Origin of the sequence: Pseudoalteromonas sp. Isolate6 (assembly GCF_022398435.1) — a bacterium.
Classification (GTDB): Bacteria; Pseudomonadota; Gammaproteobacteria; order Enterobacterales; family Alteromonadaceae; genus Pseudoalteromonas; species Pseudoalteromonas galatheae.
On the sequence record NZ_JAKEVK010000092.1, the window covers coordinates 1 to 16,922 of the forward strand.

Consider the following 16,922-nt stretch of genomic DNA (forward strand, 5'->3'; position numbering starts at 1 on the left):
TAAAATGTGTCCGCGGACGGAAAAAGTGTCCGGTTCGGACACATAAGAATGTCGGAAACTGGTACGAAGGAATATTCCCTTATTTATGGACAACAGCTCCGCAACTGTTTAAATTAACAGGAAATAATAATTAAAAGGTAAGTTAATGAACGTTAAACCACTTGCTCTTGCTATCACGGCAAGTTTGTTCACTCTTTCAGGATGTTCTACTTCTAATCTCCAAAAACAAGATATTACAGTTCAGCCAGCAACCGAAGTCCCTGAGCATGCCAACTCGTCTTTTCACGTGGATTTTGAGAAGTTCACTTTAGATAATGGCTTAGATGTTGTTTTTCATATTGATAAGTCCGATCCGGTCGTTGCGGTCACACTCGCGGCACATGTTGGCTCAGCACGTGAAAAGGTAGGCAAAACTGGATTTGCTCACTTATTCGAGCATTTATTATTTTTAGAGTCTGAAAATTTAGGTAAAGGTGGGCTAGACAAGTTAAGTGCTCGAGTGGGTGGCTCTGGTGCAAACGGCTCAACTAACCGAGATATCACGAATTACATGCAAACGGTACCCAATGATGCACTGGAGAAGATGATTTGGGCAGAGGCCGATAAACTAGGCTATTTCATCAACACCGTAACCCCCCCTGTTCTACAACAAGAAAAAGAAGTAGTAAAGAACGAAAAACGCCAGCGCGTCACTAACCAACCTTACGGTCATGTATTTGATGTAATTACAAAAAACTTGTATCCAGCCGATCATCCCTACAACTGGCTACCACTAGGCTCTCTTGAGGATCTAGCTAGCGCTTCTGTCGAAGACGTCAAAGACTTCTATAAACGGTGGTATGGACCGAATAATGTTACGTTAGTGATTTCTGGAGACTTTGATAGTACTCAGGCAAAAGCTTGGGTCGAAAAATATTTTAACGATATTCCAAGAGGACCGGAAGTTTCACCCCAACCGAAGCAACCTATCGTGTTGACGAGCAGCAAAAAACGCTATCATGAAGATAGTTTTGCGCAAGTTCCTCAATTAACACAAGCATGGCCTTCTATGCCGCGTTTTCATCCAGATAGCTATGCAATGGATGTGCTAATTAAGCTGTTAACTGATGGCAACCAAGCGCCTGTAACCAATGAGCTCGTTGAGAAGCAGAAATTAAGCTCCGGCTTAATGCTGCTTGATATCCGCTCTGAATTAGCTGGCGAGTTGATCATGATGATTACCGCCTACGACGGTGTCGATTTAGATCAAGTTGAGCAAGCGGTTGAAATTGGGCTAAAGCGCTTCGAAGCAGAAGCATTTTCACAAGACGATCTTCATCGGGTAAAAGTCGGTATAGAAACTGAGTATTATCGGAATCTATCAAGTGTTGTAAATAAAGGCGTTGCGCTTGCCGATTACAATTTGTTGCTAAATGATCCTGGATACATTAATAAAGAAATTGACTTGATGCGTGCAGTCAGCGCTGACGATATCTGGCGTGTTTATAATACATACCTAAAGAACAAGCCTTTTGTTTCAACTAGTTTTGTACCTAAAGGAAGTAAACAACTCGCTGTTGACACAGCCCAAAAGGCAGTGATTAAAGAAGAGCAGATCAACCTTGAAGATATCAGCAAACTCGATACAGTCAAACCTCTCCAAATTAGCAAAACGCCATCTAGCTTTGATCGTTCCATAGAACCCGAGTTTGGAAAAACTCCGATAATACCAACGCCAGATGTAAAAACAGCCCAGTTAAAAAATGGACTAGAAGTCTTTTCGTTATACAGTGACGAAGTGCCATTGGTTGAAATAAAACTTACTATCGATGGTGCATTGTTACTAGAGTCGCCAGATAAAAATGGCACAGCTAACTTAGTTGCAAATATGTTGACCAGAGGGACAGCAACAAAATCAGCTGAAGAGTTAAACAATGAGATTAGACAGCTAGGCTCAACTATCACAGTAACAGCAGAGCGCGAGCAAATAGTGCTAAAAGCAAGTACTCTGGCACGTAATTATGATGCCACAATGGCATTAATTGGTGAAATACTGACACAACCGAGGTGGGATTTAACTGAATTTGAACTCGCTAAACAAACAGTTACCGGACAACTACAACAATCATCAGCAGATCCCGAAGCCATTGCCCAAAAAGAGCTATACAAGCTTACGTATCCAAAACATCACCCGTTAGCAAATAATACTCTGGGCACAGAGGAAAGTATCTCGAAGATAACCATTGATGACCTAAAAACCTACCACCAAAAAAATATCGCCCCACAATTGGCAAAATTATATGTAGCAGGTGCTGTCAGACATGCTGATATTCAAAAGTCTCTTGAACAACTAATTGAAAACTGGCCCGCATCAAAAGCAACAGTTCCTCTTTTACCTGAGCCAAACGCACTTAATTCTGCAGCAGTATATTTTTATGATATTCCGCAGGCAAAGCAATCGACATTACTCATTGCTCATCCGTCACTTAAAGCAGACCACACCGACTACTTTAATGCGACAGCGATGAATTATATCCTTGGCGGCGGCGGGTTTTCTTCTCGCCTTGTTCAGGATGTAAGAGCAGACAAAGGTTATACCTATCATATACGCTCAAAATTTGACGCTACACCATACTCTTCAATGTTTGAAATAAAATCTAACGTGCGAAGCAATGTCACTTTGGAGTCTCTGGAGTTAGTAAAACAGATCGTTGAAGAGTACGGAAACACATACACTTCAGCCGATTTAACAACGACAAAAAATTACTATTTAAAAAGTAATGCCAGACGCTTTGAAACCTTAACGGCAAAAGTTAAAGTACTTGAACAAATTGGGGCTCTGAATTTGGCAAACAACTTTATGCAGCAACGCAACGAACAAATCGAAAGACTGGGAGTTGAAGACATGAAGGGACTTGCCAAGCAGTATATTCATCCGAATAAACTAATATACATCGTGGTTGGAGATGCAAAAACCCAAGCTAATCGCCTAACGGCGCTAGGACTTGGCGAAGTAATAAGGCTCAATTAACCTCGGTATATATTTAAGTAAAAGAACAAAGTAATAAAGTATGATAAGTGTGAGCTCAGAGTAAGCCCTGATAGCACTTATCATGCTAACTTTAGCATCAAGGTAAAGTAGAGAGAGTGCACTAGCAATCAGATTAAGGGTAAAGTGATGGTTGCTTTGGTGCCGTTACCAATCACTGACGTTAAAGATAATTCTCCACCGTGAGACTTAATAATGTTAGATGCAATTGTCAGCCCAAGTCCCACGTGTTTTTCTGAGGCTTTAGTGGTATAAAAAGGGTCGAATACTTTATGTACCAGCCTGTCTGCAATCCCTTCACCATAATCAAAGATATCAATCGCGAGCGTTTGATCTTCAACTTTCGTGGTGATTTTAATCGCCTTACGCACCCTACCCGAACTTTCTAACGCATTCTTTATAAGGCAATAAATACTGTGTTCTAAAAGTGCTGGGGCACAATGAATTTCAAATCGCTCTCCTTTTTCAAATTCAATAAGGCTCAAATTTGTACCATCTAACTCCAAATTAATCATTACCGAGTCCATAATTTGAGAATAAAACTCCACTTGCTGAAACTGGGTTTGATTACTTTCAAAAAACACACTCAGCTCTTTAACAATCAATTGAATTCTGTCGAGTCCCGAGTGCATTTCAGCCATCACATCATCACTTTCACTCAGAGCCCAATTCAGTTGATACTCTTTTTCCAATTCACTCAGTGATTTTGCACATTCCAAAGAAAGCTGCGAATTATTTACCAAAAACTGCCAAGCTCGATACAACTTAACTAGAGAGCTTTGTACAAACTCTAAGTTACTTTTTAAGTACGCTAGTGGGTTATTAATTTCATGCGCAACACCTGCTGCAAACTGCCCTACCGACGCGAGTTTTTCTGATTGGATTAAGGCTTGCTGCTGCTCAGCAATACGGTTGTATGCGTCTCGTAAAGCTTCATTAGACAATTCAAGTTCGCGGGTACGCTGCTTGACCTTTTCTTCTAACCCCTCATTGAGATTAGTTAATTCGTTGGTTAGCAGTTCAAGCCGATTTAAATCTCGGTAAGAGCGAAGAGAGCTGGTTAGCATGGAGAATAGGCGGGATTTAGTGAGTTCCGTTTTATTTTTATAATCATTAATATCATACCTAAGCATGACCTCATGCTCTGGCACACTGCCTGGCTGGCCTGTGCGAAGTACGATTCTCACCTTATGATTTCCAAGTTCTTCACGTACGTATTGGGCACACTCTAAACCCGCTTCTTCGCTTTCCATAATGACGTCGAGCAAGATTAGTGCAACATCATTTCGATGGTTTAGAATATCAATCGCTTCTTTTTTGCTATAGGCATGAACTAGTTCGAGCGGTTTTAATTCAAACCGATAAGCTGATAACACAAGTTTAGTCACCTCGTGCACTTCTGGCTCATCATCTACAATTAATACTACCCACGGAGATGTAGACTCGTCTAGGTTTTGCTCATCTGGCTCTGAAACGTTCAAAAATGATAGTGGCTGCTGGCTCATGAAAATTGTACCTTCAATCCTATGCTTTAAGAATGGTACATATCCTCTAATTTACCAAGTTATTCGCATCGAAAAGGATCTGGGTTTAGCACTATGATAAGACAAGAAAGCTGAGTGTTATTGGAAACAATGTGTACTGTAGAGAGATCGCTCTTAACAGCACACTAGGTTTGAATTCGCTTAAGCGTTTAGCGCATCTTTATAGTGTTTTCTACAAAGAGAAACATATCTATCGTTACCACCGATCACAACCTGATCACCGTCTGCGATAGCTTTACCGTGCTCATCGGTGCGAAGTACTCGGTTTGCTTTACGACCACAGTGACAGATAGTTTTTAGCTCAATCAATTTATCTGCCCAAGCCAGTAAATATTGCGAGCCTTCAAACAGCTCACCACGAAAATCGGTTCTAAGACCATAGCATAATACCGGGATCCGCAGCTCATCGACGATATCCGTCAGCTCTGCGACTTGAGCTTTTGTTAGAAACTGGCACTCATCCACCAATACACAATCAATTTTATTCTCGGTATGAGCAGACATCAGTAATGCTTTCACATCGGTTTGGCTTTCAAAAACTTGCGCCTCAGCTTCTAAGCCGATACGAGACGCTACTTTGCCCACACCAGCACGGTTATCAATTGCAGCGGTGATAATAAACGGGCGCATGCCTCGCTCTCGGTAGTTAAATGCCGACTGCAATAAAGTCGTAGATTTACCGGCATTCATTGCCGAATAGTAAAAATAAAGCTGGGCCATAATAGATATTTCGAAATAAAAATTCGCGCTAGTTTACTGGCTAACGATTAAAAGATCTATTGCTTATCCATTTGGCTAGGTTGTGAACGCAAATACTCACTATATAAGGTGTCGAGGCTAATAAGCTGACTTGCACGCCACACTTTCCAGCTTAACTCAGGGTGCTGCTGATAAAACTGTTCTGAAAATGCCATAAAACCAAACGACGTTTCCAACGGAGGAAAAACCGCTTCTAAGTGGTTAAAGGGGGGCGATAATGTGATTGGCATATTACCAATTTGGCAAAGGCCAATAGTTGCATCAAGTAATTCATTTTCAACCAGTGCAATAGCATGCTCTAACGAGTCAGTTTCGAATATGGAAAAATGCTCGGGCATACTTTCGCGAATAGCATAGCCACGAGGGACTGCGAGTTCTATTTCTGTGTTCAGGTTTAATGTTGCTTTACTCGTTTTACTTTTGAGCAAACAAGTGCTGATCCGATTAATTGCATATTGCTGCGCGATAGTGCCATCAGAGTTTTTTGGGTATGCCATCAGCGACTCTCTAGATTCACGATGGCTTGCAACTACAGCATCCACTTTGCCATTTTCCAACTCATGTAAACAACGACTCCATGGCTTTCGGGTGTATGTGAAGTTCACCTCTTTCACATGCAGATCTAGCTGTTGTACGATTTGGATCGTAACACCTGGATTTTCCAATGGCACAGTTTGTCCTGCCCCATGGATAAAGGGTGGAGCATGTTTATCTTCATAACAAAAGCGAATCTCTGCCGCCATACTGGCCCACGAAGCAAAAACGTAAAAGGCGATAAATAGCAGTCTCAACTCTCACTCCAAACATCAAACCATCGAAAGAACAACGATTGACTACTAAAACTCGTTGTTCTTTCAAGTATACTCTATTTTTTGAAGCTCACTCCCTCGTGTTGCAACAACCACTCTTTCGCTTCAAGTCCACCAGCATATCCTGTTAGCTTTCCATTTGCACCAATAATGCGATGACAAGGCACGATGATACTAATTGGATTTTTGCCGTTCGCAGCGCCAACAGCACGGACGGCATTTTTGTTACCTAAGCGCTCAGCTATCCAGCCATAGCTATGCGTTTCACCAAATGGTACTTGTGCCAACACCTGCCAGACTTGCTTTTGAAAGTGTGTACCATCGACATCGAGCGCCACATCAAAGCATTGACGTTTACCAGCAAAATATTCAGTTAACTGTTTTTTTGCCATTTCTGTATGGAGATTTTCCCCTTGCCCGTAGCGTGTTTTTGGAAAGAATCCGACATATCGTAAACCATCATTGGAGGCTTGTATTATCCACTCTCCAGTGGGGGAGGCTAATGTAGTTTCAATCATAATTGTTGCCATAGTTGAAAAGTTAAATAAGAACGGAATGGGGCACATTTTTCGATATTTATTGCTGTTAAGGATTTTTCCATTGCTTTTTTGACCCCTAGATCCCCCCCCAAGTAAATGTCTGGATGACTCAATCCGCGCATTTTTGCATAATCGACAGTCCACGGACCTATACCTTTAATATTCAGCCAACTATCAAGCTCAACATGTTCCGAACCAACGTATTGCTCAGCAAAAGCTTTAATAGCCGCTTTCCGCCGCGCCGGCATTTTGAAAAAGGCAAGATCACTATCAAATACGGCTTTGGGTTTGGGGAAGTAACGCATACCATTTTCGGCTGCCTCACCAAGTGTTTCAACCAATAAAGCAAGTAAGTTTCTCGCTGCTTGAACACTGATTTGTTGGCCCAAAATAGCTCTCATTCCCGCTTCAAACTCACTCCAGATCCCGGGTAATCTAAGCCCTTCTTGTAGCGGCAAGCCAGGCGCGGCTTCACGAAGATGGGACTCAATAAAGCAGGTGTCCGCATCTAAATCTAACACACGTCTTATCTGTGCAATCATCGGAACTAACAAAGATAAATCGCAGAGCACGATATCCACTTTAAAGCGATGGTTTTCAGGCTCGATAGTCGCGCTGAAGCGCCCTGTTTCACCTTGTATCATCACGGTTCGCCCATAGCTATATTCTGTTAACCACTCGATACCTGGCACAATTCTCAGCGCCAAAAACTGCTGCATTTTTCCCCAGTTGTACGGCGGTCGATAGGACAAGTAAATCGCAATGGCTGAGCCATTACCCTCATTTTTTCTGAGTTGACTTGGTGATAACTGATACAGCTTCTGGAATGCATCATTAAAGCGTCGCAATGAGTTAAACCCGGCGGCAAACGCAATTTGTGTGACAGCAAGATCACTTTGCTGTAATAGTTGCTTAGCTAAGTCACATTGCTTATAAAGTGCATATTGTTTGGGGCTCGTACCAAAATATTGATTGAATACTTTATTTAAGTAACGGACCGAAATACCTAACCTATCGGCTAAGTCTTCTGTCGAGTGCTGTATTAAAGCACCCTCATCGATTAACTTTTTGGCTCTGACTGCGGTTGTTTCCGTGCCAAGCCATGCATAACTGCCCGGTGCGCTGTCAGGGCGACAGCGAATACAAGGCCTAAAGCCTGCTTGCGCAGCATTGTGGGCAAATTGAAAATACTCTACATTCTCTTCTTTTGCAGCAGGTGCTGGGCATATTGGCCGACAATAGATGCCGGTGCTCTTGACTGCAACAAAAAACAACCCATCAAATCTAGCATCACGACTATTTCTAGCTTGAGAACAAATTTCTGGTGTGTACATGACTTTCGCTCGTACTTCGTTTTCACTCAGTCTAATCGCTATCACTATAGCAAACTAGCCATTTTTGGTACTCAACCATGTTTGCGGTATTAATGAAAAAAGCCCACTAAGGGGCTTAACTAACTGAGGAAATAAGAAAAGTACTAACCTATTGCTTGATTATATCTTCGCTCGACTTCAGACCAATTGATGACATTGTAAAAAGCGGCGATGTATTCTGGTCGACGATTCTGATACTTGAGGTAATAGGCATGTTCCCACACATCTAAACCTATTATTGGGGTGTGCTGATCCATATAGGGGCTGTCTTGGTTGAGACTACTCGTCACCGCTAACTTGCCATTTTCATCCACAACTAACCATGCCCAACCACTGCCAAATCGACTGACGGCAGCGTTTGTAAATTCAGTTTTAAAGCTATCAAAACCACCGAGCTCACTTTCTATCGCTTGTTTTAACGGCCCATCACATAAAGGCGCATAATTTGAAGTCATAATTTGCCAGAACAAACTATGGTTATTGTGCCCGCCGACATGTTCTTGCACTGCTTTTTGTAAATTTTCAGGTAACGTTTTAATGTTTCTCAGCAACGTTTCGGTGTCTTTACCTGCGAACTCCGTCCCCTCTAACGCTGCGTTTGCTTTATTTATATATGTCTGATGATGCAAAGTATGATGGATCTCCATCGTCTTCGCGTCGATATGCGGTTCTAATGCATCATATGCGTACGGTAACTCAGGTAAGGTATAAGCCATTCGACCTCCAAATGTTAATGTAAAACGCGAGAATGCAGATGTGTTACCTGCATCGCTTCGTTAATTTGATGAATAAGCTCGGGTAAATGAGGATAACGTGTTGCAAAATGAATCAACTCTTGTCGAGTTTTATGCAAATGATGTAAGACGATAGGTGCAAGTTCGTTGTTATATTCAAGGTAGGTTGCATGTATTTTAAGATGGATTGCGATAAGTTGCTGGCACGCCCTATTTGGTTGGTCAAGCGCAATAAAGGTGTCGGCTAGATTATGCGCGGATACGACGACGGCAGGTAAACTGTGCTCTATGGCATTCATCACGACACTGTCTTTTTGGCATAATAAAAACTCATCTAAAATACCTGTCGCGAGTGTCAATGCAACCTGATATTCGTCACGTGCACGCAGAAATATTTGCGCTTGATATGCTTGATTACCTGAGAGTATTTTAGCTTGCCAAGGTGACAACACTGAAGATAACGTGCAAACTCCACTTGCTAAGTGGTTTGCACTAAGGTCCATGCGATTTTTCATATTTTACCCTCTTACCGAACTGGCTTACTTATGCAAGCAAACCAGTATGAGCTATTAAGGCACTATACGATCACAAAAACATTAATGCAAACCATTTTCATTTGTATTTAGTTAATTTCTACACACTGGTGGGTTACCAAAGATTCCTCGGTTAATTCAAGTGTGGTATGCGACAATCCAAACCGCGACTGTAAACCCGCTTTTAACCGCGCGAGCGTGCTTTGGTCGCTCAAAGACATAATGACAACTTGCGCCTCTAAAATATGTTCATGTTCATTGAGCTGCCATACATGAATATGACTTACCGTCTTAACATTCTCTTGAGTCTCAAGGTATTCCTTAATCTCTTGAATATTGACATTATCTGGCGTTGCCTGCATGAGAATTCTAATACTACTTTTACTCAGTTCGACGCCATGGAAAATCACGTACGCGGAGATCAACACGGTAGCAATAAGATCCACCACATACCATTGATATAAGATGATTAATGTTCCAGCCACGATCACCGCAACGGAAGCCGCAGCATCGGAAACATTGTGAATAAACGCCGCACGAATATTTAGGCTGGTTTTTGCACCAGCAGAATAAGTAATAAGCGCTGTGATAACGTCGATAACTAACGCCAAGGCTGCGAGCCACACCACTATCCAACCATCAATTGGTTCGGGGTTTAAAAATCGAGAAATCGCCTCAAATAGCAGATAAATCCCAACTACAATGAGTGTCGCGCTATTAATTAACGCCCCGACTATTTCAGCACGTTGGTAGCCATAAGTGAGTTCGAGTGAGGCCGGCTTTCTTGCAATTTTTTGCGCAACTAACGCGATAATAAGCGCACCTGCGTCACTTAAATTATGTAACGCATCAGCAACCAAAGAGAGACTGCCTGAGAGAATGCCACCAACGACCTGTGCGACACTCAGTAGAATATTAACAAATACGGCCCAACCGAGCTTGTTTCCATGATGGTGATGATGTGCGTGAGACATACTCACTCCTATTTACTGACTCGAATAAGGGGCCACTTTCAGTGGCCCCGACGCGTTACAAATTTTTAATTTGCTTTGAGAATAGTGGATAAAGTGCTGGCAATACAAACAAAGTCAGCAAGGTTGACGTTAATAATCCACCAACAATTACACTGGCAAGCGGCCTTTGAATTTCAGCGCCCACTCCTGTCGACAACAACATAGGAATAAGGCCAAGGGCTGAGGTGATCGCAGTCATAAGCACGGGTCTAAGCCTTGAAATTGCTCCCTCAAAGACACCTGAATGAAGCGATTCTCCCGCAGCCAATCGCTGGTTTATGCTCTCAACCATGACCACACCATTGAGTACCGCGACACCGAATAAGGTGATAAACCCAACCGAGCTTGGGACCGATAGATATTGTCCTGAGATATATAAAGAAAATACTCCACCAATGACCGCCAGCGGCACATTCACTAAAATAAGCGCAGCCTGAGCCAGTGAACCAAATGCGAAGTAAAGCAAAAGTGCTATTAGCGCCAAGGATAGCGGTACCACGATTGCCAAGCGTTTTTGTGCTCGTTGCTGGTTTTCAAATTGACCACCGATTTCAACACCATAACCTGTTGGTAAGTCAACTTTACTATCAATAGCCGCGCGAATATCACTTACTACACTGCCCATATCTCGACCTTGCACATTCGCTTGGATCACCACTCGACGTTGAACGTCATCTCGTCTTACTTGCGGTGGACCAGATTGATATTCAACATTCGCAACATCAGCCAACCGGATCCACGCCCCTGAACTTGATTGTAAGCGTATTTCTTCAATGGTTTGCTTGCTTTGACGGTACTTAGGTGCCAAGCGGACATAAATATCATAGCGTTCGTTACCGTTGATGACCTGCCCCGCTTTACTGCCACCAATGCCATCTTGCACTAATGCCATAACGTCGCCGACAGCTAAACCGTAGCGAGATAACGCTTGACGTTTTGGGGTGATGATCAGCTGCGATTCACCTGCTATTTGTTCAAGTTGTACGCCCTCTGTCCCTTCAACTTGCGCCACGGCAGCCTCAATTTCCTTGCCTTTTTTTGCAAGCACAGCTAAATCCGGGCCAAACAGCTTAATCGCCAACTGCGCTTTAACGCCTGAGAGTAATTCATCGACACGCGTCGCAATAGGCTGTGAAAAATTAAACAGTAAGCCGGGATAAGCCGATAGCTTTTGTTCCATCAAAGCTTGTAATTCGTAGCGATTATTTGCGCTTTGCCACTGTGCTACTGGTGCAAGACCAATATAGATTTCAATGTTATTTACCGGTTCAGGATCGCCACCTATCTCCGCTCGACCAATTCTGCTTAGCGCGTAGTTTACCTCAGGAAAAGTGAGCAGCATTTTTTCCAGCTCAGGCGCAACATTCAGCGCGGTTTCAAGACTGGCGGAAGGTGCCAGCGTTACCCTTAGGTTGATGGTGCCTTCTTCAAGTTCAGGGACAAACTCGGTACCAATTTTAGTGAACGTAAAACCGGCTGCTGCCATCAATAATATGACGATAGCCATCAACAACTTTTGCCTATGCAACACTCGATTTAACGTCCAGCGGTAGCCTTTTTCTAGCGCGACGAGAATAATACTCTCTCGCGCTTTAACACCGTGTTTAAATAAGTAGGTCGCAAGCGCTGGGACAATGATAAGGGCAACAAATATCGCCGCAATAACAGCCAAAATAATACTAATTGCCATAGGTTGAAATAGTTTAGCTTCAACCCCTTCAAAACTAAATAACGGGGTGAACACCACTAAGATGATACTGGCAGCAAAAAAGATTGGTCTTGCCACTTCCTTTCCTGCGAGCTCAACAATGAGTCCTACAGAGAAGTCATCACTTTTCTTTTGCCTTGTTAGGTGTTTAAAGATGTTTTCTACCATCACCACTGAGCCGTCAACTAACATCCCTATCGCGACTGCGATACCGCCTAGCGACATTAAGTTGGCCGAGACGCCAAGCCACGCCATAACCACAAGTGCAATAGCAATTGAAATAGGAATTGAAATAAGCACCAAAAAAGTCGCTCTCAGGTTCATTAAAAACAGCGCGAGCACCACAACGATAAAAATAAATGCTAGTGCCAAGGCTTCAACGACAGTTTGTACTGCTTTGCTGATTAAATCAGACTGATCGTAAAACGGCTCAAACCTTACCCCTTCAGGTAGTGCTTTATTAATCAGTTCCACGCGGTTGTTAATGCTATCAATGGTTGCTTTGGTGTTTGCTCCCATTCGCTTGAGCACTATGCCTGTTACGACTTCACCGAGCTGTTCCACTTCACCAGAGGCGCTTTTTCTAGACATCGTCACAGCGCCTTGACGGATTTCTCCACCAATCGATACAGTGGCAACCTGAGCCACAGTCACGACCGTGCCATCTATGGTTTTGACGGGCACGTTGGCAATCTCCTCGATCCCCTTTTCCCCACTTTGAAACCAGCCAGTTCCGCGGATCACCAACTGCTCTTGACCACGCTCTAAATACCAGCCGCCGACATTTTGGTTATTACGCTCAATGGCTCTCACCACATCTTGCTGAGTGAGCGCATAAGCCAATAGCTTATTTGGGTCGATATTGACTTGATACTGACGCACATCGCCGCCAAAGGCCAATACATCAGTTACCCCGTCAATTGGCATAATTAACAGCTTAACTACCCAGTCATTGAGACTACGTAAGGCCATTGCATCATATTCAGAGTTCGTCTCGCTTATCAGCATATATTGAAATACTTGACCAAGCCCTGAGGTATTTGGCCCCATTTCTGGCGTACCCACACCGCTTGGGATCAACTCCTTTGCAGCTTGGAGGCGCTCAAATACCAACTGTCTGGCAAAATAGATATCTGTGCCTTCCTTAAATACCACCGTAACGCCAGAAAGACCTGTTTTAGAAATTGAACGCACTTGCTGCACATCAGGCAAGGCATACATCACAGCCTCAATTGGATAGGTGATTAACTGCTCAACCTCTTCTGCTGCTAGTCCCGGCGCTTCAGTATTCACCGCAACCTGCACATTCGTTACATCGGGAAACGCATCTAAGTTGAGTTTTGGAATAGTCACGCTAGCAGTTGCCGTGATAACGAGTAAAAAAAGCATGATTAGAAGCCGATTGTTTACAGACCAATCGATAATTCGATTAAACATGATGAGGCTCCTCTTAATGATTATGTGGATCGAAGCCTGATTTGGCTTGTTCTGACGCAATAAAGAACGCTCCAGTTACGGCCACGCGCTCACCCACAGCCAAACCGATAACTTCAACCTGAGCGCCAAAGTCTTCACCTAAAGTCACTTCTTTGGGATGGAACTCGCCGGGTGCTTCTTCGATGTACACCACCCAATCACCGTCAGGACCGCGACTTAACGCGTCTGCAGGTAGCGCAATGGTTGGCTCTTTTGACGGTATGATAAAGTTGACGTTTACAAACATCCCTGCGTGTAGCTTGTCGTCACTATTTTCAACCAATAGGCGGATCTGTCTGGTTCGAGTAATGGGATCGATAGTATGCGCTGCTTGGATAACACGAGCCGCATATTGCTGATCTTCTATGCCAATCAATGCTTTAGAGTTAACCGCTAACGGAAGTTGAGAGTTGGGCTGTAAACGGGCTTCTACCCATAGCTCGCTTTCATCAGTGATTGCCATTAAAGTTGTGCCAGAAGCAACATGCTGGCCCTGAGTAAAGGCATCTTGAGTTACCACTCCCTCGCGCTCAGCAACGAGCGTATATTGGCCAAGTTCACTGGCGGGCTTAGTGGCTATTTCTTTAATCTCTTTTTCTGTTACTCCAAGTGCCAACAACTTTGAATAAGCCGAACTAAAATCGGCACTTGCTTGAACGCGTTCACGCTCACTGATGGTTTCTTTACTTAACCGTTTGACTCTATCCCATTCTGTTGAAGCGACCAAATACTGCGCTTGGGCCTGCGCCATTGCCTCTGAGAATAAGGTGATAAGTGGGTCGTTAACATTAACCATAGAGCCAAGCGTAGTGTGTCGCTTTAACACGATTGAATCGGCTCTTGGCGATACTAAATAGCTGGTATAGCCATTGGCTTTTACTTCTCCAGGCGCAAAATAAAAGCGCTCATGGCTTTCCAGCTTGACTTCTTTGGTCTGAATTCCGGCAAAACGCATCTGCTGTTGCGTCAGTACGATAGCATTTTCTTCCTCTTCATGTTCTTCATGACCGTCGCCGGCATATGTCAGCGAGCTAAAAAGCGTGTTCACCGCGAAATAGATGGAGAAAATTTTAAAGTTTGTCATTCGATACTCTTTTTACTCAAGAACGTAAGTTGACGTTCAAAACCGTTAGCTTGTTTAGCGAATCGCACCAGGCTGTACTTTTACGGTGTCAATTCACGAACAAGAATGCGCTTCTCAGGCCAACGTGAGTTATCTGTAATCAACGTCAATAACTGAGAAGGAGTAATACCAATTGATGTTAAAGTAGCTCAATTACCTAATACAATCGGTATAAACGGAGTAGGCAGTATCACTGAAAGCAAAACAGATAAGCATAGAAAACAGGCCTAGTTGTTTACTCACAAGCACGAATTTGCGCTAAGTTGGGTTTATCAATTTACTCATTAACCTAACTCAGGTTAAGTTAAATTGAGGTCACGCCTTCAATGATAACCGCTACTTAAGCGATCGGTGGACGGTGTGCTTGCTCTACAAAAGCGCGCACTTTAGTATCTGATTGAGGATAAATTTCACTATTGGGTCGCATTTCAAAGGGGATCAAAGATCTCAAAATGACTAAATTCAAATGCGTACCGCTACAATGGCCACAGTGGTGGCAGTCTTTTGTATGATGTCCGCTGGAGTCTGCTTGCACATCTTCAGCATGGTCGTGAGTATGTTGGAGGTGAGACACTTCGATTTGATGGAAGCTAGATTCAGACGCGAATACACTTACGGATTGCACCGCAAGTAGAAGCGTCACAAAAATCAGGATTAGCTTATTCAAATCAATATTTCTCTTTAAAACAAAAGATCGTTGCCAATTTATCACCTGCACGTACCCTGTCAATAGTCGCACTAAGCTTTAAGTCTTATTTTTTACTGGCATTACTGATCCTACTCAAAATGAAATAACAATAATTTGTATTGTCAGGCCAAAACACCAACTTAAATGCGAATTATAATCAATATATAACACACTGTTTTATAAAGATTTTTCATTGACACATCAAAGAAATCCGTTAGACTAGCCGCATATTCACAGTTTGAGGTAACAGCATGCAAGGTAAACAAAAAGTCATCGACGCGTTCAATAAGCTATTAGCCAATGAGCTTGCAGCTATCGATCAATATTTCATCCATTCACGTATGTACGAAGATTGGGGTTTGAGCAAACTATACCAACGCCTTGAGCACGAACGTGAAGAAGAAACAACACATGCAGATTGGTTGATTAAGCGCATTCTTTTCTTGGAAGGGGTACCTAACATGACGAAACGTCGTGATCTACTCATCGGCCAAGATGTTAAGTCTATGATGGAAAACGACTTAAAACTAGAGCTTGAAGTCGTCGAATGCGTCAAAGAAGCAATCAAAATCTGTGAAGAAGAGCAAGATTACCAATCTCGAGAAACACTTGAAAAGCTGTTGTTTGATACAGAAGAAGATCATGTTTACTGGTTAGAGCAGCAAATTCGACTGATAGATCTTATCGGCGCTCCAAATTATATCCAATCTCAGCTTTAATAAGGACTCTACAAATGCAAGGTGATAAAGAAGTAATTGTCGCGCTTAATAAAGTATTGGCCAATGAGCTAGTGGGCATTAATCAGTACTTTTTACATGCACGTATGTTTAAAGACTTTGGCTTTAGTCAATTAGATAAAGCGGATTATAAAGTTTCAATACAAAAAATGAAAAATGCTGATCGTCTTATCGAACGAATTTTGTTCTTAGAAGGCCTTCCTAATTTACAAGATTTAGGTCGTTTAAAGATTGGTGAAAACAGCGCAGAGATGATTGATTGCAATATGGCATTTGAGCAAGTGTCTTTGGTCGACCTGCAAGCAGCAATTAAATTGTGTGAAGAAAAGCAAGATTACATTAGTCGTGAAGCGTTAGATAAAATCCAAAATGAGCAAGAAGAGCAGATTGATTGGCTTGAAACTCAGCAGCACCTAATTAAAGTGATGGGAATAGAAAACTACTTACAGTCTCAACTATAAGTATCTAATTGAGGTTGCGTGATGATGTATTGTTACGCAACCTGCTCAGTGACATCAACAATCTCAATCAGCTTTTCATTTAAAATTTTCTTCGCACAGTTACAACACTTTCCACACTGTTTACCAACAGATAATGTCTGGCTAAGATCACGCATTGAACGAGCACCATCGTCTATCGTCTCTGCAATCTTTTTATCTGTAACACCATGACAAATGCATACGTACATAAATGATAACCAATCTCAAACTCATTAACTACAAACAAGTTTAATCTAAACGATAACAATTATCAACACATACCTTAGCTATAAATGCGAATTATTTTCCTTTGTAAGCTGCCGCAACAACTTAGTTATTTACGCTTCGTAAAACGTCGTGCTCAAGCCAACGTTTATTT

General features: G+C 42.6%; 15 protein-coding genes. 3 read left to right on the top strand and 12 right to left on the bottom strand.

Annotated elements, in window-relative coordinates:
- Positions 1-145: 145 nt before the first annotated feature.
- On the top strand, positions 146-3,010 hold the full coding sequence (locus tag L1D50_RS13400) for a pitrilysin family protein (RefSeq protein ID WP_239966206.1): 2,865 nt from the start codon (positions 146-148) through the stop codon (positions 3,008-3,010).
- Between the two features lie 128 nt (positions 3,011-3,138).
- Here L1D50_RS13400 and L1D50_RS13405 read toward each other — a convergent pair whose 3' ends face one another.
- The 11 genes from L1D50_RS13405 to L1D50_RS13455 form a co-directional block, all read right to left on the bottom strand.
- Positions 3,139-4,533: an ATP-binding protein gene (locus L1D50_RS13405; RefSeq protein ID WP_239966207.1), complete on the bottom strand. Its 1,395-nt coding sequence runs from the start codon at positions 4,531-4,533 to the stop codon at positions 3,139-3,141.
- Positions 4,534-4,713: 180 nt separating this feature from the next.
- The gene (locus tag L1D50_RS13410) at positions 4,714-5,292 is read right to left on the bottom strand and encodes a thymidine kinase (RefSeq protein ID WP_128726192.1); all 579 of its coding nucleotides are present in this window, start codon (positions 5,290-5,292) and stop codon (positions 4,714-4,716) included.
- Positions 5,293-5,348: 56 nt separating this feature from the next.
- Positions 5,349-6,122, bottom strand: a complete 774-nt coding sequence (locus L1D50_RS13415) for an amino acid ABC transporter substrate-binding protein (protein ID WP_239966208.1) — start codon at positions 6,120-6,122, stop codon at positions 5,349-5,351.
- A gap of 74 nt (positions 6,123-6,196) precedes the next feature.
- Complete coding sequence (locus L1D50_RS13420) at positions 6,197-6,658, bottom strand: methylated-DNA--[protein]-cysteine S-methyltransferase (protein ID WP_128726194.1); 462 nt, start codon at positions 6,656-6,658, stop codon at positions 6,197-6,199.
- A complete protein-coding gene (locus L1D50_RS13425) occupies positions 6,655-8,013 on the bottom strand; it encodes an AlkA N-terminal domain-containing protein (RefSeq protein ID WP_128726257.1) in 1,359 nt (452 codons plus the stop codon). The genes L1D50_RS13420 and L1D50_RS13425 overlap by 4 nt, the downstream gene beginning before the upstream one ends.
- Positions 8,014-8,156: 143 nt before the next feature.
- Positions 8,157-8,768 carry a superoxide dismutase gene (locus tag L1D50_RS13430; RefSeq protein ID WP_239966209.1) on the bottom strand — a complete coding sequence of 204 codons (612 nt, stop codon included), beginning with the start codon at positions 8,766-8,768 and terminating at the stop codon, positions 8,157-8,159.
- A 14-nt stretch (positions 8,769-8,782) separates the two neighbouring features.
- Entirely contained in the window at positions 8,783-9,301 is a 519-nt protein-coding gene (locus L1D50_RS13435; RefSeq protein WP_128726196.1) for a hypothetical protein, read from the bottom strand.
- 107 nt (positions 9,302-9,408) lie between these two features.
- Positions 9,409-10,293 (bottom strand): cation diffusion facilitator family transporter, encoded by an 885-nt coding sequence (locus tag L1D50_RS13440; protein ID WP_128726197.1) that lies wholly within the window; start codon positions 10,291-10,293, stop codon positions 9,409-9,411.
- Positions 10,294-10,348: 55 nt separating this feature from the next.
- The gene (locus tag L1D50_RS13445; RefSeq protein WP_239966210.1) at positions 10,349-13,477 is read right to left on the bottom strand and encodes a CusA/CzcA family heavy metal efflux RND transporter; all 3,129 of its coding nucleotides are present in this window, start codon (positions 13,475-13,477) and stop codon (positions 10,349-10,351) included.
- Positions 13,478-13,490: 13 nt separating this feature from the next.
- On the bottom strand, positions 13,491-14,600 hold the full coding sequence (locus L1D50_RS13450; RefSeq protein ID WP_239966211.1) for an efflux RND transporter periplasmic adaptor subunit: 1,110 nt from the start codon (positions 14,598-14,600) through the stop codon (positions 13,491-13,493).
- Between the two features lie 379 nt (positions 14,601-14,979).
- On the bottom strand, positions 14,980-15,306 hold the full coding sequence (locus L1D50_RS13455) for a hypothetical protein (RefSeq protein ID WP_128726200.1): 327 nt from the start codon (positions 15,304-15,306) through the stop codon (positions 14,980-14,982).
- A gap of 272 nt (positions 15,307-15,578) precedes the next feature.
- Here L1D50_RS13455 and bfr (L1D50_RS13460) point away from each other — a divergent pair, with 272 nt between their 5' ends.
- Together bfr (L1D50_RS13460) and bfr (L1D50_RS13465) are read left to right on the top strand one after the other, a co-directional pair.
- Positions 15,579-16,046: a bacterioferritin gene (gene bfr, locus L1D50_RS13460; protein WP_010607507.1), complete on the top strand. Its 468-nt coding sequence runs from the start codon at positions 15,579-15,581 to the stop codon at positions 16,044-16,046.
- Positions 16,047-16,060: 14 nt separating this feature from the next.
- Entirely contained in the window at positions 16,061-16,525 is a 465-nt protein-coding gene (gene bfr / locus L1D50_RS13465; protein ID WP_239966212.1) for a bacterioferritin, read from the top strand.
- Between the two features lie 32 nt (positions 16,526-16,557).
- Here bfr (L1D50_RS13465) and L1D50_RS13470 read toward each other — a convergent pair whose 3' ends face one another.
- The gene (locus L1D50_RS13470) at positions 16,558-16,752 is read right to left on the bottom strand and encodes a (2Fe-2S)-binding protein (RefSeq protein WP_099642469.1); all 195 of its coding nucleotides are present in this window, start codon (positions 16,750-16,752) and stop codon (positions 16,558-16,560) included.
- Positions 16,753-16,922 lie beyond the last annotated feature (170 nt).

Coding starts and splice junctions, on each gene's coding strand:
- L1D50_RS13400 (WP_239966206.1), top strand. CDS start 146: ATGAACGTTAAACCACTTGCTCTTGCTATCACGGCAAGTTTGTTCACT.
- L1D50_RS13405 (WP_239966207.1), bottom strand. CDS start 4,533: ATGAGCCAGCAGCCACTATCATTTTTGAACGTTTCAGAGCCAGATGAG.
- L1D50_RS13410 (WP_128726192.1), bottom strand. CDS start 5,292: ATGGCCCAGCTTTATTTTTACTATTCGGCAATGAATGCCGGTAAATCT.
- L1D50_RS13420 (WP_128726194.1), bottom strand. CDS start 6,658: ATGATTGAAACTACATTAGCCTCCCCCACTGGAGAGTGGATAATACAA.
- L1D50_RS13425 (WP_128726257.1), bottom strand. CDS start 8,013: ATGTACACACCAGAAATTTGTTCTCAAGCTAGAAATAGTCGTGATGCT.
- L1D50_RS13430 (WP_239966209.1), bottom strand. CDS start 8,768: ATGGCTTATACCTTACCTGAGTTACCGTACGCATATGATGCATTAGAA.
- L1D50_RS13435 (WP_128726196.1), bottom strand. CDS start 9,301: ATGAAAAATCGCATGGACCTTAGTGCAAACCACTTAGCAAGTGGAGTT.
- L1D50_RS13440 (WP_128726197.1), bottom strand. CDS start 10,293: ATGTCTCACGCACATCATCACCATCATGGAAACAAGCTCGGTTGGGCC.
- L1D50_RS13445 (WP_239966210.1), bottom strand. CDS start 13,477: ATGTTTAATCGAATTATCGATTGGTCTGTAAACAATCGGCTTCTAATC.
- L1D50_RS13450 (WP_239966211.1), bottom strand. CDS start 14,600: ATGACAAACTTTAAAATTTTCTCCATCTATTTCGCGGTGAACACGCTT.
- bfr (WP_010607507.1), top strand. CDS start 15,579: ATGCAAGGTAAACAAAAAGTCATCGACGCGTTCAATAAGCTATTAGCC.
- bfr (WP_239966212.1), top strand. CDS start 16,061: ATGCAAGGTGATAAAGAAGTAATTGTCGCGCTTAATAAAGTATTGGCC.
- L1D50_RS13470 (WP_099642469.1), bottom strand. CDS start 16,752: ATGTACGTATGCATTTGTCATGGTGTTACAGATAAAAAGATTGCAGAG.